The 26425-nt window shown below is 73.8% G+C and carries 27 protein-coding genes and 1 pseudogene; 6 read left to right on the forward strand and 22 right to left on the reverse strand.

The window, feature by feature from the left end; genetic code table 11:
• The first annotated feature begins 236 nt into the window (after positions 1-236).
• Together J7462_RS07555 and J7462_RS07560 are read left to right on the forward strand one after the other, a co-directional pair.
• A complete protein-coding gene (locus tag J7462_RS07555) occupies positions 237-608 on the forward strand; it encodes a helix-turn-helix transcriptional regulator (protein ID WP_219463000.1) in 372 nt (123 codons plus the stop codon).
• 748 nt (positions 609-1356) lie between these two features.
• On the forward strand, positions 1357-3459 hold the full coding sequence (locus J7462_RS07560) for a UvrD-helicase domain-containing protein (protein WP_219463002.1): 2103 nt from the start codon (positions 1357-1359) through the stop codon (positions 3457-3459).
• 104 nt (positions 3460-3563) lie between these two features.
• Here J7462_RS07560 and J7462_RS07565 read toward each other — a convergent pair whose 3' ends face one another.
• The 7 genes and pseudogenes from J7462_RS07565 to J7462_RS07585 all read right to left on the reverse strand — a co-directional run bounded on the left by J7462_RS07565 (position 3564) and on the right by J7462_RS07585 (position 8393).
• Positions 3564-3872, reverse strand: coding sequence for a DUF2470 domain-containing protein (locus J7462_RS07565; RefSeq protein ID WP_307799991.1), 309 nt, complete (start codon positions 3870-3872; stop codon positions 3564-3566).
• On the reverse strand, positions 3869-4546 hold the full coding sequence (locus J7462_RS31970) for a heme oxygenase (biliverdin-producing) (RefSeq protein WP_255597629.1): 678 nt from the start codon (positions 4544-4546) through the stop codon (positions 3869-3871). Before J7462_RS31970 ends, J7462_RS07565 begins: the two co-directional genes overlap by 4 nt.
• Positions 4547-5329: pseudogene (locus J7462_RS31975) on the reverse strand (heme ABC transporter ATP-binding protein); the annotation flags it as partial.
• A 121-nt stretch (positions 5330-5450) separates the two neighbouring features.
• On the reverse strand, positions 5451-6548 hold the full coding sequence (locus J7462_RS07575; protein WP_219463004.1) for an iron ABC transporter permease: 1098 nt from the start codon (positions 6546-6548) through the stop codon (positions 5451-5453).
• Positions 6545-7561 carry an ABC transporter substrate-binding protein gene (locus tag J7462_RS07580; RefSeq protein WP_308290803.1) on the reverse strand — a complete coding sequence of 339 codons (1017 nt, stop codon included), beginning with the start codon at positions 7559-7561 and terminating at the stop codon, positions 6545-6547. The genes J7462_RS07575 and J7462_RS07580 overlap by 4 nt, the downstream gene beginning before the upstream one ends.
• Positions 7558-7680, reverse strand: coding sequence for a hypothetical protein (locus tag J7462_RS31980; protein ID WP_255597630.1), 123 nt, complete (start codon positions 7678-7680; stop codon positions 7558-7560). The genes J7462_RS07580 and J7462_RS31980 overlap by 4 nt, the downstream gene beginning before the upstream one ends.
• Complete coding sequence (locus J7462_RS07585; RefSeq protein ID WP_255599270.1) at positions 7677-8393, reverse strand: hypothetical protein; 717 nt, start codon at positions 8391-8393, stop codon at positions 7677-7679. The genes J7462_RS31980 and J7462_RS07585 overlap by 4 nt, the downstream gene beginning before the upstream one ends.
• A 195-nt stretch (positions 8394-8588) precedes the next feature.
• On the opposite strand from J7462_RS07585, the gene J7462_RS07590 reads away from it, so the two are divergent.
• The 3 genes from J7462_RS07590 to J7462_RS07600 all read left to right on the forward strand — a co-directional run bounded on the left by J7462_RS07590 (position 8589) and on the right by J7462_RS07600 (position 12180).
• A complete protein-coding gene (locus tag J7462_RS07590; RefSeq protein WP_219463006.1) occupies positions 8589-10097 on the forward strand; it encodes an HtaA domain-containing protein in 1509 nt (502 codons plus the stop codon).
• Between the two features lie 71 nt (positions 10098-10168).
• The gene (locus tag J7462_RS07595) at positions 10169-11317 is read left to right on the forward strand and encodes a WxL protein peptidoglycan domain-containing protein (RefSeq protein ID WP_219463008.1); all 1149 of its coding nucleotides are present in this window, start codon (positions 10169-10171) and stop codon (positions 11315-11317) included.
• A complete protein-coding gene (locus J7462_RS07600; protein WP_219463009.1) occupies positions 11314-12180 on the forward strand; it encodes a hypothetical protein in 867 nt (288 codons plus the stop codon). Before J7462_RS07595 ends, J7462_RS07600 begins: the two co-directional genes overlap by 4 nt.
• A 197-nt stretch (positions 12181-12377) precedes the next feature.
• Here the strand turns inward: J7462_RS07600 and J7462_RS07605 are convergent, their stop codons facing one another.
• The 8 genes from J7462_RS07605 to J7462_RS07640 all read right to left on the reverse strand — a co-directional run bounded on the left by J7462_RS07605 (position 12378) and on the right by J7462_RS07640 (position 19100).
• Positions 12378-13286 (reverse strand): TIGR03619 family F420-dependent LLM class oxidoreductase, encoded by a 909-nt coding sequence (locus tag J7462_RS07605; RefSeq protein WP_219463010.1) that lies wholly within the window; start codon positions 13284-13286, stop codon positions 12378-12380.
• Entirely contained in the window at positions 13283-13705 is a 423-nt protein-coding gene (locus tag J7462_RS07610) for a MerR family transcriptional regulator (RefSeq protein ID WP_219463012.1), read from the reverse strand. Before J7462_RS07610 ends, J7462_RS07605 begins: the two co-directional genes overlap by 4 nt.
• Positions 13706-13808: 103 nt before the next feature.
• Complete coding sequence (locus J7462_RS07615) at positions 13809-14369, reverse strand: hypothetical protein (protein ID WP_219463014.1); 561 nt, start codon at positions 14367-14369, stop codon at positions 13809-13811.
• A 29-nt stretch (positions 14370-14398) separates the two neighbouring features.
• The gene (locus J7462_RS07620) at positions 14399-15589 is read right to left on the reverse strand and encodes a S1 family peptidase (protein ID WP_219463016.1); all 1191 of its coding nucleotides are present in this window, start codon (positions 15587-15589) and stop codon (positions 14399-14401) included.
• Between the two features lie 373 nt (positions 15590-15962).
• Complete coding sequence (locus J7462_RS07625) at positions 15963-16856, reverse strand: VOC family protein (protein WP_219463018.1); 894 nt, start codon at positions 16854-16856, stop codon at positions 15963-15965.
• Positions 16853-17182: a Dabb family protein gene (locus J7462_RS07630; RefSeq protein ID WP_088647650.1), complete on the reverse strand. Its 330-nt coding sequence runs from the start codon at positions 17180-17182 to the stop codon at positions 16853-16855. Before J7462_RS07630 ends, J7462_RS07625 begins: the two co-directional genes overlap by 4 nt.
• An 11-nt stretch (positions 17183-17193) precedes the next feature.
• Positions 17194-17730: an aromatic-ring-hydroxylating dioxygenase subunit beta gene (locus J7462_RS07635; protein ID WP_219463020.1), complete on the reverse strand. Its 537-nt coding sequence runs from the start codon at positions 17728-17730 to the stop codon at positions 17194-17196.
• Entirely contained in the window at positions 17727-19100 is a 1374-nt protein-coding gene (locus J7462_RS07640) for an SRPBCC family protein (RefSeq protein ID WP_208570002.1), read from the reverse strand. Before J7462_RS07640 ends, J7462_RS07635 begins: the two co-directional genes overlap by 4 nt.
• Before the next feature lie 309 nt (positions 19101-19409).
• Between J7462_RS07640 and J7462_RS07645 the strand changes: the two genes are divergently transcribed.
• Positions 19410-20468 carry an acetamidase/formamidase family protein gene (locus J7462_RS07645; RefSeq protein WP_219463021.1) on the forward strand — a complete coding sequence of 353 codons (1059 nt, stop codon included), beginning with the start codon at positions 19410-19412 and terminating at the stop codon, positions 20466-20468.
• A 297-nt stretch (positions 20469-20765) separates the two neighbouring features.
• Here the strand turns inward: J7462_RS07645 and J7462_RS07650 are convergent, their stop codons facing one another.
• From J7462_RS07650 to fdxA, 7 genes are read right to left on the reverse strand one after another with little or no spacing between them, the layout of a single operon-like run.
• Positions 20766-21665, reverse strand: coding sequence for a ribokinase (locus tag J7462_RS07650; protein ID WP_219463024.1), 900 nt, complete (start codon positions 21663-21665; stop codon positions 20766-20768).
• Positions 21666-21670: 5 nt separating this feature from the next.
• Entirely contained in the window at positions 21671-22045 is a 375-nt protein-coding gene (locus J7462_RS07655) for a cupin domain-containing protein (protein ID WP_208570005.1), read from the reverse strand.
• Between the two features lie 17 nt (positions 22046-22062).
• Positions 22063-23040: an HpcH/HpaI aldolase/citrate lyase family protein gene (locus J7462_RS07660; RefSeq protein WP_219463027.1), complete on the reverse strand. Its 978-nt coding sequence runs from the start codon at positions 23038-23040 to the stop codon at positions 22063-22065.
• Positions 23041-23047: 7 nt separating this feature from the next.
• The gene (locus J7462_RS07665; protein WP_219463029.1) at positions 23048-24214 is read right to left on the reverse strand and encodes a hypothetical protein; all 1167 of its coding nucleotides are present in this window, start codon (positions 24212-24214) and stop codon (positions 23048-23050) included.
• The gene (locus J7462_RS07670; protein WP_219463030.1) at positions 24211-25131 is read right to left on the reverse strand and encodes a fumarylacetoacetate hydrolase family protein; all 921 of its coding nucleotides are present in this window, start codon (positions 25129-25131) and stop codon (positions 24211-24213) included. Before J7462_RS07670 ends, J7462_RS07665 begins: the two co-directional genes overlap by 4 nt.
• Complete coding sequence (locus J7462_RS07675; RefSeq protein WP_208570009.1) at positions 25128-26108, reverse strand: NAD(P)/FAD-dependent oxidoreductase; 981 nt, start codon at positions 26106-26108, stop codon at positions 25128-25130. Before J7462_RS07675 ends, J7462_RS07670 begins: the two co-directional genes overlap by 4 nt.
• Positions 26108-26419 (reverse strand): ferredoxin, encoded by a 312-nt coding sequence (gene fdxA, locus J7462_RS07680; protein ID WP_219463032.1) that lies wholly within the window; start codon positions 26417-26419, stop codon positions 26108-26110. The genes J7462_RS07675 and fdxA overlap by 1 nt, the downstream gene beginning before the upstream one ends.
• Between the last annotated feature and the right edge of the window lie 6 nt (positions 26420-26425).

A 26425-nucleotide genomic window follows, 5' to 3' on the forward strand; every position in this document is an offset into this window, starting at 1 on the left:
GCTGACCCGGGCCGCCCGCTGAACGGACCGGCCGCTGAACGGCTGCGCCACCGGGAAGCGGCAGGCAGGCGACCCGGGGGCGGGGGCACGGGAGTGACGTCCTGTGCCCCCGCCCCCGGGTGTCGTCCACTCCCACCACGGCGGGTCGGCCGACTCGCCGGCAGGAGTCACCCGATCCGCGAATTCGTGCCGGCCGATTGTCGATCCAGCGGTCGGACGGGGCACTTGCTGCCATGATGGCGGACGTGGGAGCTGCGAAAATCAATACACCTGTGGTCTCGCCGCTGGCCGGCGAGCCGATCAAACGTGCCGACGCGGAACGGCTCGCGGGAGTGCTGAAGGCATTCGCCGACCCGGCCCGCCTGCGACTGCTCAGCCTCATCCAGTCCGCCCCGGAGGGCGAGGCGTCCGTCACCGACCTCACCGCGCCGCTCGGCCTGTCCCAGCCGACGGTCAGTCACCACCTGCGCATCCTCACCGAGGCCGGGTTGATCGAACGCGAGAAGCGCGGGGTCTGGGCGTACTACCGCACGGTGCCCACCGCGATCAGCGCGATCGCCGACCTGTTGACCCCGCCCCGCAAACGGGCGACCAGGAAGACCCGCTGACGGCGGGCACCGCAGCGAGCACGATCCCGGTCCGCAGCTCGACGGACCACCCGACCCAGGCCGACCCCGACCGATCCCCGTTCGGTGACGGACCCCCGGTCACACTTGGTCCGCCGCGGCCGGCACCGCAGCCGCGCCCGGGTCCCACCCGTCCGACGACAGGGTCGCGCCGGGATGCGAGCAGGTCGGACACCGGTGATCAAGCCACCGGCGGACGCCACAGGTCGCCCGGCCCCCCGGGAACGGTCCCCCGGACCAGGTGCTCCGGCTCGGTGAGGTGGGCGTAGAGCAGATCCAACACGGCCCGGCTCGCCGCCGGGGAGACACTGAAGACGTGTGACGTCGAGCCCGGGTTGACGAAGATGCCGCCTTGTGCGCCACCAGGGCCGCACGCACGGCGGCGAGTTCCGCGTCGGTGCCCCGGTCGAGGTCGAGCCCGACCAGCCGGGCGGCGCAGTGCGGCCCGGGCCGAGTGAGGGCCAACCAGGTCTCAGACAAACAGTGGCCCACGCCGTGGAACGAGTGATCGTCCGACCGGGGCCGCCGGGGCGGCGTCCGGCCGGTGAGATGGGGGGTCGCGTCGCAGCGCTCGATCCCCGGAAACGGAGCATCCGTCCCCTGCCGCCACATTCATCATATGCGCCGGTCAAGCCGCCCAGATCGTCCCGGATAACGATTTTTGCCCCCGGGGACCCGCCTACGCTCGACCGGTCCACGCCGGACCGGCCGGCGGGAGAACGGGGAGCACGTGTCCGAGACAGCCCGGCAGATCGCCATCGAACAACAGGTGGTCGACGCGGTGTACGCCCGCCTGGAGGTCATGCGAGCGCAGGCCAGACAGCTGAACGAGGAGGGGCACCGGCGGGCCGGCGGCGGACCGGTCGCCGGCCTGGTCGAGCGGGACGCCATGGTGCTGGGTGCCGCCACCCGGCTGTCCGATCTCGACGACCAGGAAGAGGGCATCGTCTTCGGCCGGCTCGACTTCGACGACGACGAGACGTACCGGATCGGTCGGTTGGGTGTCCGCGACGCCGACCGGGAGCCGCTGGTGGTGGACTGGCGGGCCCCCGCCGCCGCACCGTTCTACCGGGCCACCCCCGGCGAACCGCTCGGGGTCACCCGTCGCCGTGTGATCACCTGCGCCGGGCGTACCGTGGTCGGCCTCGACGACGAGGTGCTGTCGACCACGCCCGTCGACGGGGTGGTCGGCGAGGGTGCCCTGCTCGCGTCGCTGACCCGGGAACGTGGCGCACACATGCGCGACATCGTCTCGACCATCCAACGCGAGCAGGACGAGGCGATCCGGGCACCGACCCACGGGGTCACCCTGATCACCGGCGGTCCGGGGACCGGCAAGACGCAGGTGGCCCTGCACCGGGCCGCCTACCTGCTCTACCGCGACCGGGGCCGGTTCGCCGACGGCCGGGTGCTGGTGGTCGGCCCGTCCACGGTGTTCACCGCCTACATCGGCCGGGTGCTGCCCGGTCTCGGCGAGGACAGCGTCCACCTGCGCGCGATCGGTGAGCTGTTCGACGGTGTCGTGGCGACCCGACGGGACAGCGCCGAGGTGGCCCGCACCAAGGGTGACCTGCGGATGGTGCGGGTGCTGACCGACCTGGCCTGGGACACCCCGCCGAACGTGCCGGACCGGCTGTGGGGTCTCGACGCCGACGACCTGGCGCGCGCCCGCCGGGAAATCCGCCGCCGGTGCGAGGCCGCCGGGATCACCCCCAACGCCGCCCGGCCGCAGGCCGCGACGGTGCTGGCGGAACTGCTGGACGGCCGGGAGGTCCCCGACGCCTTCCTGACCGCCTGGTGGCCGGCACTGACCCCGCAGGACGTCCTCCCCGCCCAGCGGGGCGGATGGTCGGTGGACGACGTCCCGCTGCTCGACGAGCTGGCCGAGATCCTGGGCCGGCCGCCACGGGTCGCCGAGGTCCGGCCCGAGTGGCAGCGCCGGGAACTGGGCAGCGGCACCCGGCTGGCCGAGACCTTCGTGCTCAGCCCGAGCCTCGCCGACGGGTGGCAGCTCTTCGCCCCCGGCCTGGCCACCCCCATGGCGCAGTCCGGGCAGTCGCTGGACAGCGGCCACTGGGGTGCCCAGCGCTGGGCGGCGGCGATCATCCTGCGGGAGGGTCACCAGGTGGTGGGCTGGGTCGACGGCTTCGACCCGTACGGCGAGGAGGGCTACGTTCCGGTGCTGGCCGAGCCGCTGCCGGTGGCCGAGGCCGAGGATCCCGTCGAGGACGCCTACCAGCACGTCATCCTCGACGAGGCGCAGGACCTGTCGCCGATGGAGTGCCGGATGATCGCCCGCCGGGCCGAGTACGCCTCGATGACCATCGTGGGCGACCTCGGTCAGGCGACCCATCCGCTGGCCTGCGGCTCGTGGCCGGAGCTGGTGCAACGGCTCGGCAAGCGGACCGCCCGAACGCTGGACCTGCCCACCGGCTACCGGGTGCCCGAGGTCATCGCCGACTTCGCGGCCCGGGCCCTGCCGCCCGGCATCGCCCCGACCCGGTCGTTCCGGCCCGGCGGCAGCCTGGAGATCCGCCGGGTCGACGACCTGGCCGCGGCCGTGGCCGGGGAGACCGGGACCGTCATCGCCCCCGACCACCTGGCCGACGCCCTACACGCGGTCCCGGTCAGCCAGGTCAAGGGCCTGGAGTACGACCGGGTGGTGCTGGTCGAACCCGCCGACATCGTCGCCGCCGAACCCCGGGGCATGAACCGGCTCTACGTCGCCCTGACCCGGGCCGTCGGAGAACTGGTGATCCTGCACAGCAAGCCGCTGCCGGAGCAGCTGAGCCGTCCGGCGGCGCCCACCCCGCCCCACCCGGGCACGACCTGACCGGGTCGGCCCCGCCCGTGGGGCCGGCCCGCGCCGGGCCGGCCCTGCGACGCCCCACCGCCGGGTGCTCAGCCGGCCCGGCGCGGTGGCACGCCGCCGGGTGCTCAGCCGGCCCGGCGCGGTGGCACGCCGAGCGCGGCGCACGCCTGCTCGTACATCCGGACCACCTCCCGGCGGATCTCGGCCCGCTCGGTGAGCCGGTGGGCGAACGGAACCCGCACCGGCACCTCGATGTCGTCGAGGGTGACGGCGAAGTCCATCCCGTCGGCGTCCAGCCCGGTCACCCGCGCCCGGCTGGCGTCCGGGCAGCCACCGAGGGTGCGGCAGATCAGCAGCGCGTCCCCGGCGTGGTCGTCGTTCATGTGCCGGCTGACCGCGCGGACGACGTCGGCGTCGAACGGCTGCCCGGTCACGCCACCGCCTCCGTGGCGTCCGGGCCGTCCGGCACGTGCCGGGCCAGGGCCGAGAAGACCGCCATGTTGTGCCGGTACGCCACCAGCACCTCGTCCAGCAGCGCCGCCTCGTCGGCCGCGCTCATCGGCAGGGCGTCCAACCGCGCCCGGTACGCGTCCTTGTACGCCTTCGGCCGGGTGATCTGGTCGAAGGCGTAGAACGCCACTCCGGACCCGTCGGTCAACCCGTACCGCCGGGACACCGCCCGTCCGATGTACAGGCCGCCGGAGAGATCACCGAGGTAGCGGGTGTAGTGGTGGGCGATGAACCGCACCGGGGAGGTGCCGCAGACGGCCCGGATCCGGTCGGCGTAGGCCACCGTCGCCGGGTTCGGCGCGGTGCGCGACGCCCAGTCCGGGCCGACCAGCCGGCTAAGGTCCGCCTCCAGCGCGGGCAGCCGGGTCAGCGCGTCGTCGACGAACCCACCGGCGAGCGGGTCGTCGCGCATCACCCCGGCGGCCGACTCCAACGCCTGGTAGAGGGCGTGGTGCTGGACCACCAGGTCGACGTAGCCGGCGAGGTCCAGCTCACCGGCGACCAGCGCGGAGACGTAGCGCTGGCTCTCGGCGGCGGCGTGGGCGCCCTGGGTGGCGGCCCGCAGCCGGGCCGAGAACGGCATGGGCGGGGTGTCCATCTATTCCTCCGTGAGGGGGGTGTTCCGGGCGGGGCCCCGACGGCGGGGCACGACCAGCGGCAGGCGGGTGTCGGGGTGCGGCACGACCTCGATGTCGTGCCGGTAGACCTCACTGAGCAGGGGCGCGGTCAGCACCGTGTCGGGGGGGCCGGCGGCGCGTACCCGCCCGTCGGCGAGCAGGGTGATCCGGTCCGCGTACGCCCCGGCCAGGGCGAGGTCGTGCAGCACGACCACCACCGCGTCGCCGGCGTCGGCGCGGTCCCGGGCGATCCGCATGACGAGCTCCTGGTGGTGCAGGTCGAGGGCGGCGGTCGGTTCGTCGAGCAGGAGCACCCCGGCCTGCTGGGCCAGCACCCGGGCCAGGGCGGCACGGGCCTGCTCGCCCCCGGACAACGACGGGAAGGGGCGGGCGGAGAACCGGATCACGTCACAGCGTCGCATGGTCTCGGCGACGACCGCATCGTCGTGGGCCTCTTCCGGACGGCCGGCCCAGGGCGCCCGGCCCATCCGGACCACCTCGACCACCGCGAACGGAAAGCTCAGGGTGCTGCGCTGCGTCAGCACCGCCCGGCGCATCGCCAACTCCACGGCCGACCATTCGGCCAGCGGACGACCGTCCACCTCGACGGTCCCGGCAGCGAGCGGCAGGTCACCGCTGACGGCGGCCAGCAGGGTGGACTTGCCGGCGCCGTTCGGGCCGACCAGGGCGTGCAGTTCACCGGCGCGGATGGACAGGTCGACCTGGTCGAGCACCGGTCGGCCGGCGCGCTCGACCCGGACCCCGGTGACCTGGACCCGGGTGCCGCCCGGTGTCGCCGGCGCCGGTGTCCGGGGGTCGACCGGCGGCCGGTCAGCCGCAGCCGGACCCGTCGGCGGCGGTCCCGTACCCGGGGGCCGTCCCCGCTCATGCCCAGCCTCCCGCGCGGTCGCGGGTGCGGCGCAGCAGCCAGAAGAAGGCGGGGCCGCCGACGATCGCGGACAGCACCCCCAACGGCAGTTCCTGGTAGTCGACGAGGGTCCGGGCGGCGAGGTCGGCGACGATGACGACGATCGCGCCGCCGAGGGCGCTGGCCGGCAGCAGCAGCCGGTGCCCGGGGCCGGCGACCATCCGGACCAGGTGCGGCACGACCAGGCCGACGAAGCTGATGATGCCGGTGAAGGCGACCGCCGCCGCGCCGAGCAGTGCGGTGACCACGATCATCCGGACCCGTAGCCGTTCCACGTCGACCCCGAGGTGGCGGGCGGACCGTTCACCCAGGGCGAGCAGGTCGAGCCGGCGGGCGTCGGCGAGGGTGGCGAGCAGCCCGACCGCGAGGCAGGGCGCGGCCAGGGCGACCGCCGACCAGTTCGCCTGGGCCAGGCTGCCGAGGTTCCAGAAGGCGATGGCCTGCACGCCCGACTCGTCGGCGACGAACATCAGCAGCCCGATGGCGGCACCGGCGACGGCGTTGACCGCTACCCCGGTGAGCACCAGGGTGACCACCTCGGTCCGGCCGCCGGAGCGGGCCAGCAGGTAGACCAGCCAGGTGGTGGCGAGGCCACCTGCGAACGCGGCGGCGGGCACCGTCCAGCCACCGAGGACGGTGACACCGGTGACGATGGCCAGCGCCGCGCCGACCGCCGCGCCCGCCGAGACGCCGATGACGCCCGGCTCGGCCAGCGGATTGCCGAACACCCCCTGCATCACCGCACCGGCACAGCCGAGCGCGGCGCCGACCACTGCGGCGAGGGCGACCCGGGGGAAGCGGACCAGCCACAGCGCGCTCTCGCCGTGCGGGGCGGCGGGCCGGGGGCCGAGGTCCAGGCCGAGGCGGTGCAGCACCGAGCCGAGCACCTCGGCCGGGGAGACGGCCACCTGCCCCCGGCCGGCGGCGATCAGGGCGACCAGCAGCAGCCCGGCGGTGAGCCCGGCGAGCAGGACCGGTCCGTGACGGCCCCGACGGCGGCGGTCGCGGCCGGCTGCGGTCTCCCCGGTGGCCGGTCGGATGTCGGTGGCGGTCACCGGGGAGTCCGGCAGTGCAGCGCGTCGGCCAGGGCCCGCACCACCCGCCCGGATCGGGTGCCGAAGGTAAGCAGGACGCCGTCGTCCATGTCGACGACCCGACGGGCGGCCCCGGCCGGGGTCTGCCCCACCCCGGGGAGCTTGAGCAGGCCGTCGACGCCGCCGACGGACTTCAGCCCACCGCTCATCACCAGCAGCACGTCCGGGGCCGCGTTGATCAGGCCCTCGCTGGTCAGCGGGCGGAACTTCGCCAGACCGATCGCGGTGCCGGCGTCCACTCCCCCGGCCGCCTCGATCATCGCGTCGGAGCCGGCGCCCCGCCCGCCGATCAGGTAGACCCCGGCGGTGCCGCGCAGATAGAGGAAGGCGACGCGGGGGGCCTGGCCGTCGGGCACTGCGGCGCGGGCGGCGGCGATCTCGGCCTCGATCCGGGTGACCAGCCGGTCGCCGGCCGCGCCGACGCCGAGCGCCGCCGCGATGGCCCGCACGTGCGCGGGGACGGCGTCGAGGCTCTGCTCGGCGGCGACCAGGACCACCGGGATACCGGCGGCGCGCAGCTGCCGCAGCGTCTCGGGTGGACCGATGCTGTCGTCGGCGAGGATCACCGTGGGGGCGAGGGCGAGCACCGCCTCGGCGGACAGGTCGTGTCCGGCCGGGGTGACCACCGGCAGGTGCGCGGCGGCGGGGAAGGTGGTGGAGGTGTCCCGGCCGACGACGTTGCCGCCGAGCCCGAGGCTGAACACGATCTCGGCGATCGACCCGTAGAGGTTGACCGGCAGGATGCGGGTGGCATCGGTGACCGTGCTGGCGACGCCGTCGGTGGAGGTGACGGTCACCGGCAGGACCGGGGTCGGCGGCGGGACCAGCGGGGTGACGTCGGTGTCGGGCAGCGTGGCGGTGACCGGGCCGCAGGACGTCGGTGCGGTCGGCTGCGCCTGCGCCGTCGGGTCGGTGCAGGCGGTCAGGCCACCGACGAGCAGCAGCAGGACGAGCGGCAGCGCGCGTCGGGTCACGACGTGGCCCGGCGACGACGACGGCGCAGGCCGGCGAGCAGCGCCACCCCGAGCACGGGTACGACCAGCACGGCGAGCCACCAGCGTCCGGTGTCGGAGGCGGCGCTGACCCGGGTCACCTGCGCCTGGTCGGTCTGCCCGACCCGGCCCGCCTGGTCGGTCCCGCCACCGGCCCCGGCGGGGACGCTCCCGTCGGCGGTCGCCGCCGGGCCCGCGCCGGTGGGCGCGGCGGCCCGCCGGTCGGTGCCGCCGCCGGTGGGGTGGTCCGACCGGTGCCGCCGCCGACGCCGGTGGTCGCCGGGGCGGCGGCGGTGGTACGCGCCGGAGTGGGCGCGGCGGCGAAGGTGATCGGCACCCGGACGTCCTGGGAACGGTCGGCGGTGCGGGTGTGGTCGGTCCGGGAGGCGACCACGCACCGGCGGACGGTGCAGTCCACGTCGCCGATGCGGGTGGCCACGGTGAGGCTGACCCGGAACGAGCCTCCGGTGCCGTACGGCACGGCCAGGCCCTCCCCGTAGGAGGGTGGGTTGGAGGAGATCCAGTGCGAGGCGCCGGTGCTGCCGGTGGTGTCGGCTCCGCCGCCGCACGGGCTGGGGGCGACGCCGGCTCCGTTGTCCACGCAGAACGCGACGTAGATGCCCTTGGTGACGTCGTATCCGCTGCCGGTGACGGTCACCGTGGCCCCGTTGCGGCCCACCCCGGCGCTCGGGGTGACGGTGAGGGTCTGCCCGGTGGCGCCCCGACCGGTGCCGGCGTGGGCCGACATCGGCAGCAGGCCGACACCGACAGTGATCAGGACGGCGGTCAGGACGGCGCGACGCAGTGCTCGCATCAGGCTCCCCACATGACTGATCGGGCCGGCTGACACACCGACCGTAGCTAAGGTTTGCCTAACCTAAGCGAGAGATCCGCAGTTCACAAGGGGTTCTTCGGGTCAAGATCTTCAACCCACCGCCCACTGTGCTGCGGTAGTTAGGTTTGCCTAACCTCAACCACTGTCCGTATTGGGGACAACAGAGGGAGCAGCATGGTCAGATCCAGCACCGGCACCGGTCGGTGGCGGTCGGCGCGGTGGGCGGCGGTCGCCCTGCTCGGCGCGTCGGCCGCACTCGTCGGGGTCAGCCCCGCCCAGGCCGCCGGGGCGGACATCCGCTCCGGCAGCCTGACCTGGGGATTCAAGGCATCGTTCCGCGCCTACCTGAACACCGGCAACGGCAACCCGCCGATCGCGGCCAGCGAGGGCGCCAGCATCAACAGCGACGGCACCTTCACCTTCCCGGCGAAGGGCGGGACGCACGACGCCGGCACCGGGGCCATCGACGCCCGGTACGGCGGGAAGATCGTCTTCTCGTACCCGGCGCACTTCTTCACCATCTCGTTGGCCAACCCGACGGTCGTCGTGACCGGTGGCACCGCCGCCGTCACCGCGGACGTCGACCTCACCACCACGGCGGCCGAGCCGGTCTCGGTCCGCCAGGCCACCATCGCCACCATCGCCGTCACCGACGGCAACCCCGGTGGCAGCGGCGGCACGGTGACCGCGACCGACCTGGCGGCGACGCTGACCGCCGAGGGCGCCTCGGCGTTCAACGGCTTCTACTCCGCCGGCTCCGCACTCGACCCGCTGTCGTTCACCTTCTCCACCGGTGGCGGCGGCGAACCGGCCGGCCCGGCGGTCGGCGTCACCCCGGCCACCGGGCTCGATCCGGCCGGGGCGACGATCACGGTCACCGGCAGCGGTTTCGACCCGGAGGCCAACGGGGCGGCGGGGATCTACGTCTCCTTCGGCCGCAAGGTCGACGAGCACTGGACGAACGCCGGCGTCCTCCAGGTCACCAAGTGGGTCAACAAGTCCAACGAGCCGACCGAGGCCCGCGACCGGCTCAACGCCGACGGCACGTTCCGCACCACCCTGCCGATCAGCGCGGTCTACACCGACCGCACCGGCACGTCCGTCGACTGCACGAAGGTCCAGTGCTATGTGATCACCTTCGCCGCCCGGGGCGCAGCCGACCGGAGCCAGGACACCTTCACCCCGGTGACGTTCAGCCGTACCCCGGCCGGTGGCGGCGACGCCAGCCAGCAGATCACCACCACCGTCACCGGTGGTGCGCTGACCCTCGGCGTGACCGGTTCCTCGGTCACCCTGCCGGCGGTCAGCAACGGGCAGGTCACCACCGGGGCGCTGAACGCCGCCACCGTGGCCGACCTGCGCGGCACCAACGCCGGCTGGAGCCTGGTCGGGCAGGTCGCCGACTTCGCCTCGGCCAGCGGCGGCACCATCGCCGCGGACAACCTCGGCTGGACGCCGAGCGCCACCGTCGGCGTCGACGGCCTCGCCGGGACCCCCGGCGTGGTCACCCCGGGCGCACCCGCCGCGCCCGGTGCCGGCCTGGGCACGGCACGTGCGCTGTGCACCTCGGCCACCGGCGCGAGCAACGGCACCTTCACCTGTGGCGCCGAACTCCAGCTCGGGGTTCCGGCGTCCGCTGCGGCGGGCGACTACAGCGCGGTGCTGACCCTCACCCTCTCCTGATTCGGCAACACCCCGGTGGGACGGGCTCGCCACCCGCCCCACCGGGCCCGATCACCCTTGCGGAGCCCGGCATGTCCCTGCGTACCACCCTGATCCGGGCGAGCGCCGTGCTCGCCGCCGCGCTGTTCGTGGCGACGGCCCGCCCGCGCCGGCCCCGCCGCGCCCGCCCCGTCGCCCGGCCCGGCAGCCGGGCCGGGGAGACCGGCGCGGCGCGCTGGGCCGTCCAGCCGTCCAGCGCCAAGGGCCCGACCGGGCGCAACTACTTCATCTACGACCTGGCCCCGGGCAGCACCCTGACCGACCACGTCGGCATCACCAACCTCGGCGACCGCCCGGTCACCTTCGACGTGTACGGCACCGACGCCTACACCTCCACCGACGGCGCGTTCGCCCTGCTGCCGGCGGACCGGCCGGCCACCGACGTCGGCTCCTGGATCAGGGTCGACCGGCGCGAATGGACGATTCCGGCGGGCAAGCGGGTCGACATCCCGTTCCGGCTCACCGTGCCGGCCAACGCCACCCCGGGCGACCACACCGGCGGGGTGATCGGTGCCGTCGCCCGGGTCCGGACCACCGCCGACGGGCAGCGGGTGCTGGTCGACCAGCGCCTGGCCGCCCGGGTCTACCTGCGGGTCAACGGCCCGGTCCGGCCGGCCGTCACCGTCGAGGCGGTCGACGTCTCCTACGCCAACCCGGTCAACCCGTTCGCCGGTGGCGACCTGGTGGTCCGCTACCGGCTGCGCAACGACGGCAACGTCCGGCTCGGCGGCAGCGCCACGGTGACCGTACGCGCGCCGTTCGGCAGGGAACAGGCCCGCACCTCCCCCACCGACCTGCCGGAGCTGCTGCCCGGGGCCACCTTCACCGTCACCGAGCGGATCACCGGCGTACCCCCGCTGCTGCGGCTGACCGCCGAGGTCGACATCGCGGCCACCAGCACGGACACCGCCCTGCCGCCGGTGGTCCGTACCGCCGGGGTGTGGGCTGCGCCGTGGCTGCTGCTGGCCCTGCTCGCCGGGGCGGCCGGCTGGGCCGGGCTACGGTGGTGGCGGCGGAAGGCCGCTGCCGCCGGTCGACTGTCCACCCCGGACCCCGCCCCCGGTCAGCAGGACCCTGCCGACACCCCGCGACCGGCCGCGACCGCCTCCGCCGCGTCCGGCGCTGCCGCCGGGCCGACCCCGGGTGTCGACGCACGTCCCGACGCCCCGCCCGCCCGATGACCGGGCCGCTGCGTGCCGTCGCCCTGCTGGCCGTGGCCGCCGCGCTGGCTCCGGCCCCTGGGACACCCGCCCCGGCCGGCACCCCGGCGGGCGGCGGTCCCGGCGTCACCGTGCCGGCAGGGATGCTGCGGGTCGGGCAGCGGATGCTGGTCGGCCTCGACGGCTGGCCGGCCGGCACAGTGCAGGCCGAGGTGTGCGGCAACGCGGCCCGGCGCGGCGCGCTCGACTGCGCGACCGGGGCCGCCACCCACGGGCAGGTGCCGCCGTCCGGCCGGGCCACCCTGCCGGTGCTGTTGGTCGCCCCGCCGGTGGCCTGCCCGTGCGTGCTGCGGGTCCGGACGCCGACGGGCACGGCCACCGCCGTCGCCGACCTGACGTTGGCCGGGGTGACCGCCCCGGCCGCCGCGCCCATCGCCCCGCCCGAGCTGACCCTGGTGGCGTTGCGTGCCGTCGACCGGTCCGGGCCGCGCGGCTGGTTCGGCCTGCCGGGCGAACTCGCGGTCCGGATCACCGTGCACAACACCGGCCCGCAGGAGATCACCGACCCGGCGTTCGCACTGACCGTCGGGCCACCCGGCCGGGCCCGGACCATCGTGGCCGCCCCGGCGCTGGGCACCATCGCCGCCGGGCAGACCCGGGAGTACCACGTCCCGGTGCCCACCGACGCGGCCCCGTTCGGCCGGTACGAGGTGGACGGCCGGATCGCGGTGCCCGGTCGGCCGCTCGCGTTCACCGTGGCGGCTACCCGGCGGCCCTGGGGTCTCCCGGTCGCCGCCGCCGTCCTCACGGTCGTGCTGCTGCTCACCCGGCCGGCACGACGCCCGACGCCCGACGCGACACCGGCGGATCCAGTCGACGAATAGCCGTTCGCGCACAGGGTGCCCTGCCTGGGGTGGGGCCGTGCCCGCCGCCCCCGTACCCGTCGTACCCGGACCGGATCTCGATTCGACCTTCGCCGCGCTCGGTCGACTGTCGTCCCACCGCCCTGAGGCGACGGGCCCCGCCCCGCCAGAGCCGGCACGCCGGGCGGGACCGACTCCGGTCGCCCGCCGAGCGGCGGCTAGCGCGGGCCCGACCCGCTCCTGCGTCGCACCCGGGGCAGAATCTCGCCGGCGAGCCACTCCAACGCCGCATCCAGCAGGCGACCGTCGATCGGCATCCACAGCGAGCACATCGACACCCCCGCATCGCCGAGCCGGACCAGGTCCTCGACGATCGCCTCGGTGCTGGCGTCGGTGCCGCCGAGCAGCCGGCCCGGCGCGGGCCGGACCGCCGGCATTCCCGGCGGTACCAGGAACCCGACCGTGCTGATCTCGATCGTCGCCGGGTCACGTCCCGTGCCGTCGGCCAGTTCCTCGATCCGACGCCGGAAGTAGCGGGCCTCCTCGTGGTCGAGGCCGGAACCGTGCCAGCCCTCCCCGAACCGCAGTGCCCGCCGGATCGCCGCGTCGCTGTGCCCACCCACCCAGACCGGTGGCCCGCCGGACCGGTACGGGAGAACACCGATGCGGGTGTCACGCAGGCCGGCGAACCTGTCGTCCAGGTCTGCGGTGGTGCCGGCCCACAGGGCCTTCATGACCTCCAGGCTCTCGTCGGTCCGCCGGCCACGTAGCCGCAGCGGCACCCCCAGCGCGGTGAACTCCTGCGGGTTCCATCCGGTGCCGACGGCGACCGCCAGCCGCCCCGCCGACACGACGTCCAGCGTCGCGAGCTGGTTGGCCAGCACCACAGGTTGGTAGTAGGGCAGGACCAGAACGCTCGTCGCGATCCCCAGACGGGTCGTCGCCCCGGCGACCGCCGCCAGCAGGACCACCGGGTCGAAGCCGACGCCGTGCGGGTTCTCCAGCACGTGGTTGGCCATCAGGACGTAGTCCAGGCCGATCCGCTCGGCGTCCTGCGCCGCCCGGAGCACGGCGGCACCCGCGTCGCCCGGCCACGCCTGCGGTTCGAGGGAGAGTCCGAATCTCATCGTGACCACTCGTCGGTCACGGTTTCCCCGCCGCAGGCCATCGCCGACCTGGTCGCCAGGAGCTGCCGGGCGAGCCGCCCGCGCAGGTCCTGGAGAGCGGCGATCCGCCGGTCCAGGGCACCGAGCCGGTCGGTGGCGACCCGGAGCGCGTCGGGGCACCGGGGCAGGGTGCTCAACGGCTCGTCGAGGCACCCCTCATCGATCGAGAGCCGGATGTCCTCGATGGTGAGGCCGGAGTCGAGCAGCTCGTGGATGTTCCGGACCCGGACCACCGCCGACTCGTCGTACTCCCGATAACCGTTGGCGGCACGGCCCGGGGCGATCAGGCGCTGCTGCTCGTAGTACCGCACCGAACGGGCGCTGACGCCGCAGCGGCGCGCGAATTCTCCGATCCGCATGTCACTGGTCCCCTTACGCACCCGGCGATGCTAAAACCCTGACATTGATGTCACGGTCAAGTCATCACGTGCGGGCGTCACGGGGCCGACGCCACGCGCGCCGGCCCCGCCGTGGTCGACCTGCTCAGTTACTGAAGAAGGTGCACTGGAACGCCATGTCGTCCACCCGTACGGGGCCGCTGCCACCCAGCAGGGAGACCCGGACGAACACCTGGCTCGGGCCGTTCGCGTAGCTGGCCACGTCGTGCCGCCGCCAGACGGTGTCGGTGATCCGGACGGTGCGCAGCGCGAGGTAGGTCCAGCTCGCCGGATCGATCACCTCGACGTTGAGCACCGCCGGCCCGCTGACCGCCTGGACGAAGAACCCGCCGCCGCAGGTGGTGTTGTGCCCGGCGGTACGCGGCCGTACGGTGAGCAGCTTGCCCACCCCGGACCAGCCGCCGGCCGACGTGGTGAGAATGGCGTTGTTGGCACCGGAGCGGGCCTTCCCCGCGCCCAGCTCGAAGGCTCCGCTCCCGGCGCCGGAGCGGTGGAACTCCCACACCGCTGCCGGGCTGCTCTCGAACCCGTCGGTGTGCTGCCAGAGGTCCGCCTGGGCGGGGCCGACGGCCACGGTGAGGGCCACCGTCGTCGCCATGACGGCCGCGGCGGTGACGCGTGCGGCGCGGGTGAATGCGTTTCTCATCGCGGTCTCCTTGTGCTCGTCGCCGCTCGTCACGGCGCGCCGTAGATGACGACCTGGTACGTGGTGATCGCCTCTCCCACCGGCTGGTGCCAGGTACGGGGCGAGGAGTTGCACTGGCTGCCGTTGCGGTTGGCGTGCGAGTTCAGCCCGTACCCGGTGTTGGTGGCGAAGAGCGGCCCTCCGCTGTCGCCGCCGAGGGTGCAGATGTTGGTCTCGATCATCTGGCGTACGGTGCCGCCCGCGCCGTTGACCGTCACGTTGGTCTTGAGCACGGAGCCGCACCGGAAGCCGGTGGTCCGGCCCGAGTTGCAGACCGACAGCCCGCTCACGGCCGTCGCCCAACCGTGGATGCTGCGGCTGGTGTTGTTCCACAGGTTGATGGTGCCGGTGGCCCAGACCGACGGACCGTTCATCCAGATGAGACCGAAGTCGTTCTCCGGATAGTGGCTCTCCAGCGTCGGCCCGACGTCCTGCCCGTTGGGCAGCGTCCAGTGTGGGAAGCCCTGGGTGCAGTGGCCGGCCGTGATGATGTAGTTGAAGGTGTAGTCGGTGGCGGTGAAGCCGACCGAACAGCCGCCCATCGCGTCCCCGCTGGAGATCCCGACGTTCGGCTGGATCCGGCCGGTGCTGGTCTCGAACCGGACCGCCGAGCCGAACCTGCGCGCCGCCGAGCGTTGCACGGCGTTCTTCGCCCCCGACGCCGGCAGGCTCACCACCACCTGGTTGGTCTGCGGGTCCACCCCCCACGTCGTGTCGGGTTCACTCGCCGCGGCCTCCAGCGCGCGCTGGATGCTCTGGAGTTGCCGTTCGCCGCGGGCGACGAGGCGTGCCTTGGCGCCGGCGGCGGTCACCTTCGCGGCAGCCGCCGCGTCGGTGACCGTGACGACGAGGTTGCCGTCGGACAGGTACGCGCCGCCGGAGCTGGCACCCAGCTCGGTGGTCAACCGGTTGGCGAGTCGCACGTTGGCGTTCTCGACGCTGATCAGCTTCTCGGCGGCCGCACGGCTGATGCCGCGCTGCTCGGCGATCGCCTCGGCCATGTCCGGGGCCCCGCCCGCCCGGCCCCGGTCGGCGACGCCGCCGATGGAAGCCGGGGTTGCCCGGCCGTCGGTGCGGGACAGATCCACCCCGCCCCCGGGCCGGGCCGGACGGTCACCGGCCGGTCCGGCCGCTGCGGCTGTCGGGACGAAGGCCACCGACGTCACGGCGGCGAGTGCCACGGCGAGCAGGGCCCTGCGGCCTGGTCTTCTCAATTCCGGGTAACTGACGGCACGTTCTGACATTCACCGCTCCCATCGCAAGGGGACTGGTCGGCCGGGTCAGGAGCCGAACGCCCCGGACCGGGACGGCAAGCCTCGCAACAGGCAGCAGACTGGGGGCGGGATGCTGGACGCGACTGGACACACCCGGACACCGGGCATGAGCCCGAAAAGGCCCCGACCCGGGTGTGTCCCCGGGTCGGGGCCTTTCGTGTTCATGTCCACCGCGGCTCGAACCCCGAACCCGCAGATCAGGAGTCCGAGGTTCCCTCGCCCGCTGCACCGCGCCGACCGGTCGGGTGTGCGGCCCCGCCCGCCGGTCACGGGCGAGGGGTCAGAAGCGCGCCCAGTCGTCGGCGGCCGGCCGCCACACGTCGATGTTGCGCGGGTCGACCGCCATCCGGCGGGCCCGGTGGGTCTCGTGCTCCTCGGGGGTGAACACCCGGTGCCTGTCGCACAGCTCGTAGCGCGGCCCGTGCCGGGTGTCGTGCATGTAGAAGGCAATCGACGTCGAGGCCGAGTGGTTGACCAGGTCCGAGGCGATCGGGACCTGCTTGTACTGGGCCCGCGCCCGGCCGCGCATCACGTGGTCGAAGCTCTTCATCATGAAGCACAGGTGCGCGACGTAGAACTCGTTGTTGCGCTGGATCGCCAGGCTGTGGTGGTAGCGGTCCTCGCTGCGCAGGAAGACCGTGACGTCGCCGACGTGGTCGGACTCCTGGAAGCCGAGCACCTTGGTGTAGAACGCCAGCGTCTCGTCGTACTTGTCGGTGGCGAGGAAGGGGTGCACCAGGTCCAGCGGGCGCAGCTCGATCAGCGGCGGCTCGGCGTACTCCTGGAACTCGGTGAACAGCTCGACGATCAGCCCGTTGGGGTCGCGGACGGCGAAGCCCCGCTGGACCAGGCCCTTGACCCGGTCGGCCAGCTCGAAGACCTCGTGCCCGGCGGCGGTGACCCGCTCGCGCAGGTCGTCGAGGACGGCGTCGTTCTCGACGCTGAACCCGACCGCGGTGGTCCAGGACTCGGTGCGCTGCGGCGCGGCGACCAGCTCGATGCTGTGGTGTTCGAGGTCGGCGCGCAGGAACGCGTACTCGTCGTCGTGCTGCTCCAGTTGCAGCCCGACGTGGTACTGGAGGAACTCGATGGAGGCGGCCAGGTCCGGCACCTCGATCCGGGCGTACTCCATGCCGTAGGGCCCACGGCGGCGGGCGGTGGCCTCGGTGGTCATCTGTGACCCCTCTCGATGGGCTGGGCGTCCCCGGCGGTGGGGAGACTGACGATGGCCTGACGCTCGATGACCGGCCGCCAGCGTTCCCGGACGAACCGCTCGTGCGAGTCGCTGTGCAGGTAGTCGAGCAGGTCCTGCTCGGTGGGGAACTCCACGACGAAGCCGTGGGTCATGCTGGTGTCGCGGGTGCTGACGTTGACCCCGCTGCGCCAGTTACGCATCGCGGGATACCGGCTCGGAAAGGTCTCCAGCTCGGCCAGGACGGACTCGGCCGCGCCGGGCGGCAGGTCGTCGCGGAACCGGAAGACCAGCATGTGGGTGATCATGGCGGGCCGGCTCAGAGGATGAAGCTGAGTCGGGCGCCGGGATCCATCGACTCCATCACCGGCACGGCCCGGCGCAGCCGGAACCGCAGCCCGTCCGGGTCGACCTTGAGCACGTGCTCGTACCGGCCGACGTAGGTGTAGGCGCCGTTGTCGCGGTAGCGGTGGATGAGGAAGTTGGCGCTGATCCAGACGGTCTCCGCGCCGGCCTCCAGCAGCAGCACGTTGGAGATCATCCGGTGGGTCCGCGAGTGCGGGTTCTCGGCGTGCGCCTTGCGGCTCTTGAGCCGCTTGACCCGGGCCTGGATCAGCTCGTAGTCGTCGGCGACGAAGTACCCGGCGGTGGTGGCGTCCCAACCGGCCCAGTCGGTGGTCGGCACCTCCAGCCGGCCACCCGGCTCGATCAGGGTGAGCCACTCGTCGAGTCGCCACTCGTCGAGCAGTTGCGCCTCCCGGTAGAGGAAGTCCTCCACCTCGGCCCGGGTCACCTCGCGCGACTCCACCTTGACCACTCCCCCACGGCTCCCGGCCGTCGTTGACAACGCGCTCACTTGCCCGCACCCCCCGCGGCGGGTCCGGCGGCGGGCGTACCGGCCGGCGGGTCGCCGGCCACGCTGGTGCCCGCCCCGACGACCTCGGCCCAGCGCCGCCAGAAGCTGCGCATCGCGCCCTCGTCGATGGAGCGGCCCTGGTTGCCCTGCTTCTCGTTGGCCATGCCCCGGGACATGTCGCTCCAGTCGTGCGCGGGGTCGACCGAGTCGGCGGTCGCGGTGATGCCGCGCTGCACCGCCTCGTACGCCTCGATGTCGTCGGGGGTGGCCAGACCGCCCGGTCCGACGAAGCTGACCATCGTCTTGATCCGCAGCGCGCGGACCGACTCCGGCTCGCCGACCTCGACGAACTGCCAGGCCCGCACGTCGGTGCGGTCGGCGGCGACGGGTTCGAGCTGCCGGATGGTCAGCGCCTCCAGATCGAACAGCAGCAGGTTGGGGAAGACGAACAGGATGCGGCTGGCGTCGGCCACCTCGGCGGCGAGTTCGGGGCCGAGGCGGGCCTCCAGCTCGCGGCGCTTGGTGACGGTGCGGGTCTTCTCCTCGTCGCCGAAGCGGGGCTCCCACACCATGCCGATCCGGCCGTTGTGCCCGGTGAGCACGAGCAGCCCGTGGCCGCCGCCGAGGTCGTAGGCGTACTGGTCGTCGTCGGTGACGGCGAAGCCGGTCTCGCGCAGGTAGCCGACGAAGGTGTTGTGGGTGGGGGCGAAGTGGTAGCCGTCCATCGCGTTCTCGACGGCCAGCTTCCAGTTGCCCTTCACGCTGTAGAGCTGCACGCCCGGCAGGGTGGTCATGCCATGCTCGCCGATCTTGGCGGTCAGCGACATGTAGTGCGCGGCCGGCCCGAGGTGGGTCAGCAGGTCCGGCACGTCCGGGTCGAAGGCGACGAAGACGAAGCCCTCGTGGATCTGGAGCCGGGGCACCTGCCGCAGGGCCATCGAGGCCCGGAAGGCGGGGTCGTCGGGGTACGCGTCGTCACCGGGCAGCGCGGCCAGCTCGCCCGAGTTGCTGAACGCCCAGGCGTGGTAGAAGCACTGGAAGAACTTCGTGTTGCCCTCGCTGTGCCGGCACAGCACGGTGCCCCGGTGGGTGCAGGCGTTGAAGAAGGCCCGCACCTGGCCGTCGGCGTCCCGGCAGAAGATCAGCGGTCGACCGCCGAGGGTACGGGTCTTGAAGTCGCCCGCCTTCGGGATCTCGGTCTCGTGACCGAGATAGAGCCAGGTGTGATTCCAGATCCGGTCGACCTCGGTCCGGAAGACCTCCGGATCGCGGTACGCCGAGCGGTGCACCCGGAACCGCAGCGCCTCCCAGTCCTCGTCGATCATCGCGCCGGTTGCACCGAGCGGACGTACCGGCGTCTGCTGCGCCATCACCTCACCGCCTTCTACGTCATGCGAGACAGCATCTCGCTACACGATGCTGCTACTCCGCCATGGCAACTGTCAAGAGCAGGGAAGACTCCGGCACCGGGTTACTCGCTGTTAATACGAACGCAACACGTACCTGCTGATTCGCCGGCCACGATGCCCCACATCCGACTCGGCCCGGCCGATCCGCCCCACGGCGATCACCGGCCCCGGATGCGGCCCGCGCACCCCGTCGCCGGCCGCCGGCCACCCGCACCGGGCAGCGCCGTCCCGTCGCACCGCCAGCCGGTGTCACCCCTCCCGGAGGATGTCATGCTCCAGCCGCACGATGGCCCGATCGGTGGAACCCACTACCTGCCCAGCACCCCGGACACCTGCCTGTGGGGCCGGCTGCCCAACCGGCGGCACGACCCCGTGCTGCGGGTCGGCTCCGGGGAGACCGTGACCATCGACACGCTCAGCCACGAGGGGATCCTGGAGGACCAGGGGCGTGACCCCGTCGGCTACCTCAAGCAGTTCGACGTACCCACCGACCGGGTGCTCACCGACGCCCGCGACCTGGCCGCCTCCGACGTCGCCCACGACTACGACGCCGACGGCCCGCACGTGGTCACCGGCCCGATCGCGGTGGCCGGGGCCGAACCCGGCGACCTGCTCCGGATCGAGGTGCTCGACCTGCTCGTCCGCGCCCCGTACGGCTTCATCAGCAGCCGGCACGGCTACGGCGCGCTGCCCGGGGAGTACCCGCTCACCCCGACCGACACCGGCCCGGACGGCGACGGCCCCCGGGAGTACGGCACCGTCAGCCACTTCACCGAGGTGATCCACCACGGCGGCCGGCTGTTCGGCACCCTGCCGTACGGCGACGGCCGCGCGGCCCGCTTCCCGCTCGCACCGTTCCTCGGCCTGATGGGCGTCGCCGTCGACACCGACGAGCCGGTCCACTCGGTGCCACCCGGCGCGTTCGGCGGCAACCTCGACATCAACGAGTTGCAGGTCGGCTCGGCCCTCTACCTGCCGGTGCAGCTGCCCGGGGCGGGTTTCTACGCCGGTGACCCGCACTACGCCCAGGGCGACGGCGAGGTGGCGCTGACCGCACTGGAGGCACCGCTGCGGGCCACCCTGCGGCTGTCGGTGATCCCCCGTGCGCAGGCCGGCCTGCTGCTCGGTGGGGTCGACGGGCCGTTCGGCGAGACCGCCACCCACTGGCTGCCGGTCGGCCTGCACGCCGACCTCGACGAGGCGATGCGGCGGGCCGTCCGGGCCGCCGTCGACTTCCTCGTCCGCACCCAGGGCATGCCCCGCAGACCGCCCTGGCCTACCTCAGCGCCGCCGCCGACTTCGAGGTCAGCCAGGTCGTCGACGGGGTGAAGGGCATCCACTGCCTGATCCGCAAGGCCGACTTCCCGGCCCACTTCTGACCGACGGCCCCTGCTGACCGACAGCACGGGTCCCGGCCGGTGGCACCGCGCCACCGGCCGGGACGACCGGGAGGGGGCACCAGCGGACCCGGGTCACCGCACGGTGCACCGGCGAGGCCCACAGCGGCACCGCCGCCACGCCGTCGCCCCCGACCGGGACAGACCGGGGGCGACGCGCAGCCGGCCGGAGCCGGGCCGCTCCGTCGCCGGAAACAGCACGACGGGCGGCAGGATCAGGGAGAACAGGTCAGGCGGCCGTGGGCACCTCGGCTCGGCGGGGCGCGGCGGCCATCGCCCCCGCCCGGGTGACGGTGACCGCCGCCGCCCGGCTCGCCCACCGGGCCGCCTCGTCGATCGCCGCGCCGTCGAGCAGCGCGTCGGCCAGGGCGGCACAGAAGGTGTCCCCGGCACCGGTGGCGTCCACCGCGTCGACCTGCTCCGCCGGCACCAGCCACTGCCGGTCGGTGGTCACCACCAGCGCGCCGTCGCCGCCGAGGGTCACCACCACCGGCCCCCGGGTGCCCAGCGAGCGGGCCATCGCGGCCAACCCGTCGACCCCGACGTCCGGCGTCGGCGCACCGGCCAGGGCGGCCAGCTCACCCCGGTTGGGCACCAGCACGTCGACCCGGGCCAGGGTCGCCGGGTCGACCGGGCGGGCCGGGGCCGGGTTGAGCACCACCAGGCCCTCCGCCAGGCGTACCGCCTCGGCCACCACCGCGGCGTCGACCTCCTGTTGCAGCAACACCGCCCGCGCCGACCCGAGCAGGTCACGCAGGGGCGCGAGGTGCTCGGGCGCGAGCCACATGTTCGCCCCCGAACTCACCGCGATGGTGCTGTCGCCGTCGGCGGTGACCAGGACGATCGCCTGCCCGGTCGGCCGGGGAGCGCGCAGCACCGACTCGGTGGTCACCCCCTCGGCGGCGATCAGCCCGAGCAGCCAGTCCCCGTCGGCGTCGATGCCGACCGCGCCGACCATCGCCACCCGGCGACCCAGCCGGGCGGCGGCGACCGCCTGGTTGGCGCCCTTGCCGCCGCCGGTACGCCGGTGGTCGGCCGCGCCGAGCACGGTCTGACCGGGGGCAGGCAGCTCGTGCAGCGGCACCACCACGTCCACGTTGAGGCTGCCCACCACGACGATGTCGGTCATCGCGGTCAGCCCTGCCCCGGACGCCAGGCGTGCGGCAGGAAGTCCGCCCGGGGCGGGGCGAAGACGTCCACGTTGATGCACGGGCCCTCGGTCGGTTCGATGTAGTGCTCCGCGCCCCGCGGCACGAGCAGCAGCGAGCCCGGCCCCATCGGGTGCGGCACGCCGTCGACGTAGTAGTTGCACCGGCCGCCGAGGATCAGCACCAACTGGTCGAAGTCGTCGTGGTGGTGCGGGTTGAGGTCCATCCCGACGGCCAGCTCGTGCCAGGCGAAGAGGACCTCGTCGGTGGCGTACACCTTGCGGCGTACCCCGGGCCGGACCTCGGTGGCCGGGATGTCGTCCCAGTTGACCGAGATGCCGTACAGCTGCGGATTGAGCATGTGAACGCGTCCCCTTCTCAGGCGGGTCGGGCAGGTGCGGCGAGCCGACGCAGGCCGGCCCCGAGCAGTTGCAGGTCCGAGCCGACGACGAGGTACCGCGCGTCGGTCAGGCCGCAGCCATCCAGCGTTTCGGCGGAGCGCTCGGCGACCCAACCGCCGAGGGCGACCCCGGTCGCGCGGGCCGCGTCGGCGATGTCCCCGGTGCGCCGCAGCAGCGGCCCCCGGTCGTCGGTGGTCGACAGGCCCAGGCTCACCGCCAGGTCGGTGGTCCCGACGAAGCCGACGTCCACCCCGGTCAGCAGGGCGGGCAGCGGGTCGTCGGTGGTCGCCGTCTCGATCTGCGCCACCAGTACGGGCGGGTGCTCGGCCTCCGCCGCCAGGTACCGGTCGAGGCCGTCACCGCCGTACCCCGCCGACGGGTGCGCCAGGCTGATGCTGCGCCGCCCGTGCGGGGCGTACCGGCTGGCCGCGCGCAGCGCCTCGACGTCGGCCCGGCGACGCACGGTCGACAGCTGCACCCCGACGGCCCCGGCCTCCAGCAGCCGGTTGACCTGGCCGGGGTCGACGGCCGGGACCCGGACCAGCGCCGGCAGGCCGGCCAGGGCGGCGAGCCGGAGCTGGTCGGTGGCGGTGCGCTCGTCCAGCCCGGAGTGCTCCAGGTCGACCACGACGAAGTCGAGGCCGGCGCGGGCGGCCAGGGCGATCACGTCGGCACCGGGCAGCTTGACGAAGGTGCCGACGAGCTGCCCGCCGTCGCGCAGCGTGCCCCGCAGCCGGGCCCGGGCGGCGTGCACGCCGGTGGGCGGCGTCGTCCCGGCGGACGCCGCCCCCGCTGCTGGCGGCCCGGCGGACGCCGGTGGCGTCGACCCGGCGGACGCCGGTGGCATCGACCCGGCGGACGCCGGTGGCATCGACCCGGCGGACGCCGAACCCGGTGGCGTCGACCCGGCGAACACCTGCGCACGCCCCGGCGGGGTCGGCTCGACGGCGGACATCAGCGGGTCACGCCCCGGTGGCGGGCAGGCCGCGCCACGGCACGGTCGGCACCTGCTCACCGGCGAGCAGTACCACGGCCGGGTCCAGCCGGGGCGCGGTGATCTTGTTGCCGGCGGCGTCGGGCAGCACCGCCTCCTCGGCCTCGGCCAGCACGGTGACGTGGGCCGGGCCGCCCTCGACCAGGCTGCCGTAGCCCTCGGCCTCCAGGCCGGTCAGCCGGGCCGGTGCGGAGGTCACCCGGGGCACCAGCTGCTCCAGGGTCATCCCCATCGCGCGCAACTTGGCCATGCTGGTGACCAGGTCGAACACCGGGCCGCGCCAGTTGCGGGCGCTGGTGTCGGAGGTGACCACGTCGGGCAGGAAGCCCTGCTCGATCGCCGGGCGGGCGACGGCGAAGCTGAGATTGCTCTTGCCGTGGGCGGACTCGAACAGCACCCCGCGCTCCCGGGCGGCGTACACCTCGGGCAGCACGGTGCCGTCGTTGAGGATGCCGTACGGCTTGCCGGTGTAGCAGTGCGCCACGACGTCGCCGGGGCGCAGCAGGGGCAGGATCACCGGCAGCGGCTCCGGCGTCTCCCCGATGTGGATCATGAGCGGCAGGCCGGCCTCGGCGGCGAGCGCCAGGGACCGCTTGAGCAGCGGACGCCAGTCCATCCCGACGACGTCCTCGGAGAGCCGGATCTTGAAACCGCGCACCCGGTGCGGGTTCGCCTCGGCCACCGCCAGCGCGTCCTCCGGGACCAGCGTGCCCGGGTTGATCAGCTCACCGAACCGGAAGTCGATCAGGCCGAGGACCGAGACGTTGAGGAAGTTGACCAGCCGCATCCGGGCCGGGACGGCGACGTACTTCTCGAACGCGGCGAAGGTGGACGCGCCGACCGTGCCGGCGTCGCAGGCGGCGACGACGCCCCGGTGCAGGTGCGCCTCGTCCGGCGGGGCACCGACCTTGGAGACCTCGGCGAAGATGTGGGTGTGCGCCTCGACCAGGCCGGGCAGCACGTACTGCCCGGTGCAGTCGATCACCCGGTCGGCGTCGGCGGCGAGGCCGGGCGCGATCCGGGCCACCCGGTCGCCGGTGACCGCGACGTCGGCTACCCGACTGGCCCCGGTCTCGCCGTCGAACACCTGGCCGCCGGCCAGCACCAGGTCGTATCGGTCGGAATTCTCACTCATGACATCGGGCTCTCTGTGCGAAGCGAGTAGGTCGACGCGCTGACGGCGGCCGGCGCGGGATGGTCCGGGCCCTCGGCACGGAACCGGGTACGCAGGGGCAGCACCCCGGCGACGGTGACCTCGACCTGGTCGCCGGGGCTCAGGAAGCAGCCCCGGTCCTGGCCGGTGCCGGTCGGGGTGCCGGTGAGCACCACGTCACCGGGCTCCAGCACCACGTAACTGGTGATCCAGGCGAGCAGGTCGGGCACCGGGAAGATCAGGTCGGCGGTGCTGGCCTGCTGGCGCAGCTCCCCGTTGACGGTGGTGCGTACCCCGATGGCCTCCCGGTCGGCGACCGCGCCGAGGCCGAGCACCGAGGCGCCCAGGGCGCCGAAGCCGGGGAAGCTCTTGGCCAGGGTGGGGTTGCCGGTGGCGGCCATCACGTCCCGGGCGGTCAGGTCGTTGGCGGCGGTGATCGCGGCGAGGTGCGCCCAGACCTGCCCGGCCGGGGTGTGGTGCATCCGCGTACCGACGACCAGGGCGACCTCACCCTCGTAGTCGGACTGTTCGCTGACCGAGCCGGGCAGCGGCACGGTGTCCCCCGGGCCGGAGCCGGCGCTTGGCGACTTGAGATAGAGCACCGGTCGGGTGGGCAGCGCCCGTCCGGTGGTCCGGGCCTTGCAGTGGTAGTTCAGCCCGACCCCCCACACCGCCCGGGTGCCGGACAGCGGGGCGCGCAGGTCGCCGACGAGGGTCTCCAGCGGCAGCCGCCGCCGGACCCGGGCCTCGACGGCCGGGGTGAAGCCGAGTCCGGCGCGCAGCATGGCCGCCACGTCCGGGTACGGCAGGTCGAGCAGCTCGACGTCGTCACCGACGATCCGGCCCAGCCCGTACCGGGTGACCACCAGGTGCGCGTCGGCGGGCCCCGGGGCGGTCATGCCGCGTCCGAGGAGTGGCCGGGAACGGTGCCGAGCGCCGGGTTGACCAGCGGAGCCAGGTTGTTGACGGCGGCGGCGGCCTCACCGAAGCCGACCGAGATGAGGCGTACCTTGCCGTCGTAGTCGGTGATGTCGCCGGCGGCGAAGACCCGGGGCAGGTTGGTGCGCATCGACCGGTCCACCGCGATGTGCCGGCGACGCATCTCCAGCCCCCACTGCTCCATCGCGCTGAGGTCGGCGATGAAGCCGAGCGCGGCCACCACCGCCTGGGCGGGCAGCGTCTGGCGGCCCTCGCCGCGCACCTCGGCGATCTGCACCGCCTCGATGTGCTGCTCCCCGTCGATCCCGCAGACCTCGTACGGGGTGAGCACCCGCACGGTCGAGTCGTGCAGCTGGGTGACGCTGTGCTCGTGGGCACGGAACTGCGGTCGCCGGTGCACCAGGGTGACGCTGCTGGCGTACGGCTCCAGGGCCAGCGCCCAGTCGACGGCGGAGTCGCCGCCGCCGACCACCACGACCTCCTGCCCGGCGAGTTCCTCGAGCCGGGGTACGAAGTAGCGCAGCCCCCGGCCGAGGTGACCGCTGCCGACCGGCAGCTCGCGGGGGGTGAAGGTGCCGATGCCGGCGGTCAGCAGCACGGCGGCCGCCCGGACCTCGGTGCCGGTGTCGGTGCCGATCAGCACGTGGTCCTCGGCGCAGGTCAGCTCGATGGCGCTCTGCCCGAGCAGGAAGGTCGGCTTGGCGGTAGCGGCCTGGGTGAGCAGGGCGTCGACGAGTTCCTGGCCCCGAACGGCGGGCAGTCCGGCGATGTCGTAGATCGCCTTCTCGGGGTAGAGGGCGGCGATCTGCCCGCCGGCCTCGGGCAGCGAGTCGATCACCGCCACGCTCATCCCGCGGAAGCCGGCGTAGTAGGTGGCGTAGAGCCCGGCCGGGCCGGCGCCGACGATCGCGAGGTCGACCTCGTGCCGCTCGGCCATCAGCTGGCGCTTTCCGCGACGGCCGGGTGGTCGTGGCCGACCCGGCCGATCTTGCGGGCGCCGCCCGGGGTGCCGATCTCGGAGAAGAACTCGGCGTTGATCGGGCCGAACCGGGCCCGGTCGGCGGGCAGGTCGTCGAAGTGGAAGATCGAGGTGACCGGGCAGACCGGCTCGCAGCGCCCGCAGTCGACGCACTCGTCCGGGTTGATGTACATCATCCGGTCGCCCTCGTAGATGCAGTCCACCGGGCATTCCTCGACGCAGGACCGATCCTGTACGTCCACACATTCGTCGGTGACCACGTAGGCCATCGGTCC

Source organism: Micromonospora sp. RL09-050-HVF-A (assembly GCF_019374995.1).
Taxonomy (GTDB): domain Bacteria; phylum Actinomycetota; class Actinomycetes; order Mycobacteriales; family Micromonosporaceae; genus Micromonospora; species Micromonospora antibiotica.

Coding starts and splice junctions, on each gene's coding strand:
- J7462_RS07555 (WP_219463000.1), top strand. CDS start 237: ATGGCGGACGTGGGAGCTGCGAAAATCAATACACCTGTGGTCTCGCCG.
- J7462_RS31970 (WP_255597629.1), bottom strand. CDS start 4,546: ATGGACACCCCGCCCATGCCGTTCTCGGCCCGGCTGCGGGCCGCCACC.
- J7462_RS07585 (WP_255599270.1), bottom strand. CDS start 8,393: ATGCGAGCACTGCGTCGCGCCGTCCTGACCGCCGTCCTGATCACTGTC.
- J7462_RS07590 (WP_219463006.1), top strand. CDS start 8,589: ATGGTCAGATCCAGCACCGGCACCGGTCGGTGGCGGTCGGCGCGGTGG.
- J7462_RS07595 (WP_219463008.1), top strand. CDS start 10,169: ATGTCCCTGCGTACCACCCTGATCCGGGCGAGCGCCGTGCTCGCCGCC.
- J7462_RS07600 (WP_219463009.1), top strand. CDS start 11,314: ATGACCGGGCCGCTGCGTGCCGTCGCCCTGCTGGCCGTGGCCGCCGCG.
- J7462_RS07605 (WP_219463010.1), bottom strand. CDS start 13,286: ATGAGATTCGGACTCTCCCTCGAACCGCAGGCGTGGCCGGGCGACGCG.
- J7462_RS07615 (WP_219463014.1), bottom strand. CDS start 14,369: ATGAGAAACGCATTCACCCGCGCCGCACGCGTCACCGCCGCGGCCGTC.
- J7462_RS07625 (WP_219463018.1), bottom strand. CDS start 16,856: ATGACCACCGAGGCCACCGCCCGCCGCCGTGGGCCCTACGGCATGGAG.
- J7462_RS07630 (WP_088647650.1), bottom strand. CDS start 17,182: ATGATCACCCACATGCTGGTCTTCCGGTTCCGCGACGACCTGCCGCCC.
- J7462_RS07640 (WP_208570002.1), bottom strand. CDS start 19,100: ATGGCGCAGCAGACGCCGGTACGTCCGCTCGGTGCAACCGGCGCGATG.
- J7462_RS07645 (WP_219463021.1), top strand. CDS start 19,410: ATGCTCCAGCCGCACGATGGCCCGATCGGTGGAACCCACTACCTGCCC.
- J7462_RS07650 (WP_219463024.1), bottom strand. CDS start 21,665: ATGACCGACATCGTCGTGGTGGGCAGCCTCAACGTGGACGTGGTGGTG.
- J7462_RS07655 (WP_208570005.1), bottom strand. CDS start 22,045: ATGCTCAATCCGCAGCTGTACGGCATCTCGGTCAACTGGGACGACATC.
- J7462_RS07660 (WP_219463027.1), bottom strand. CDS start 23,040: ATGTCCGCCGTCGAGCCGACCCCGCCGGGGCGTGCGCAGGTGTTCGCC.
- J7462_RS07665 (WP_219463029.1), bottom strand. CDS start 24,214: ATGAGTGAGAATTCCGACCGATACGACCTGGTGCTGGCCGGCGGCCAG.
- J7462_RS07670 (WP_219463030.1), bottom strand. CDS start 25,131: ATGACCGCCCCGGGGCCCGCCGACGCGCACCTGGTGGTCACCCGGTAC.
- J7462_RS07675 (WP_208570009.1), bottom strand. CDS start 26,108: ATGGCCGAGCGGCACGAGGTCGACCTCGCGATCGTCGGCGCCGGCCCG.
- fdxA (WP_219463032.1), bottom strand. CDS start 26,419: ATGGCCTACGTGGTCACCGACGAATGTGTGGACGTACAGGATCGGTCC.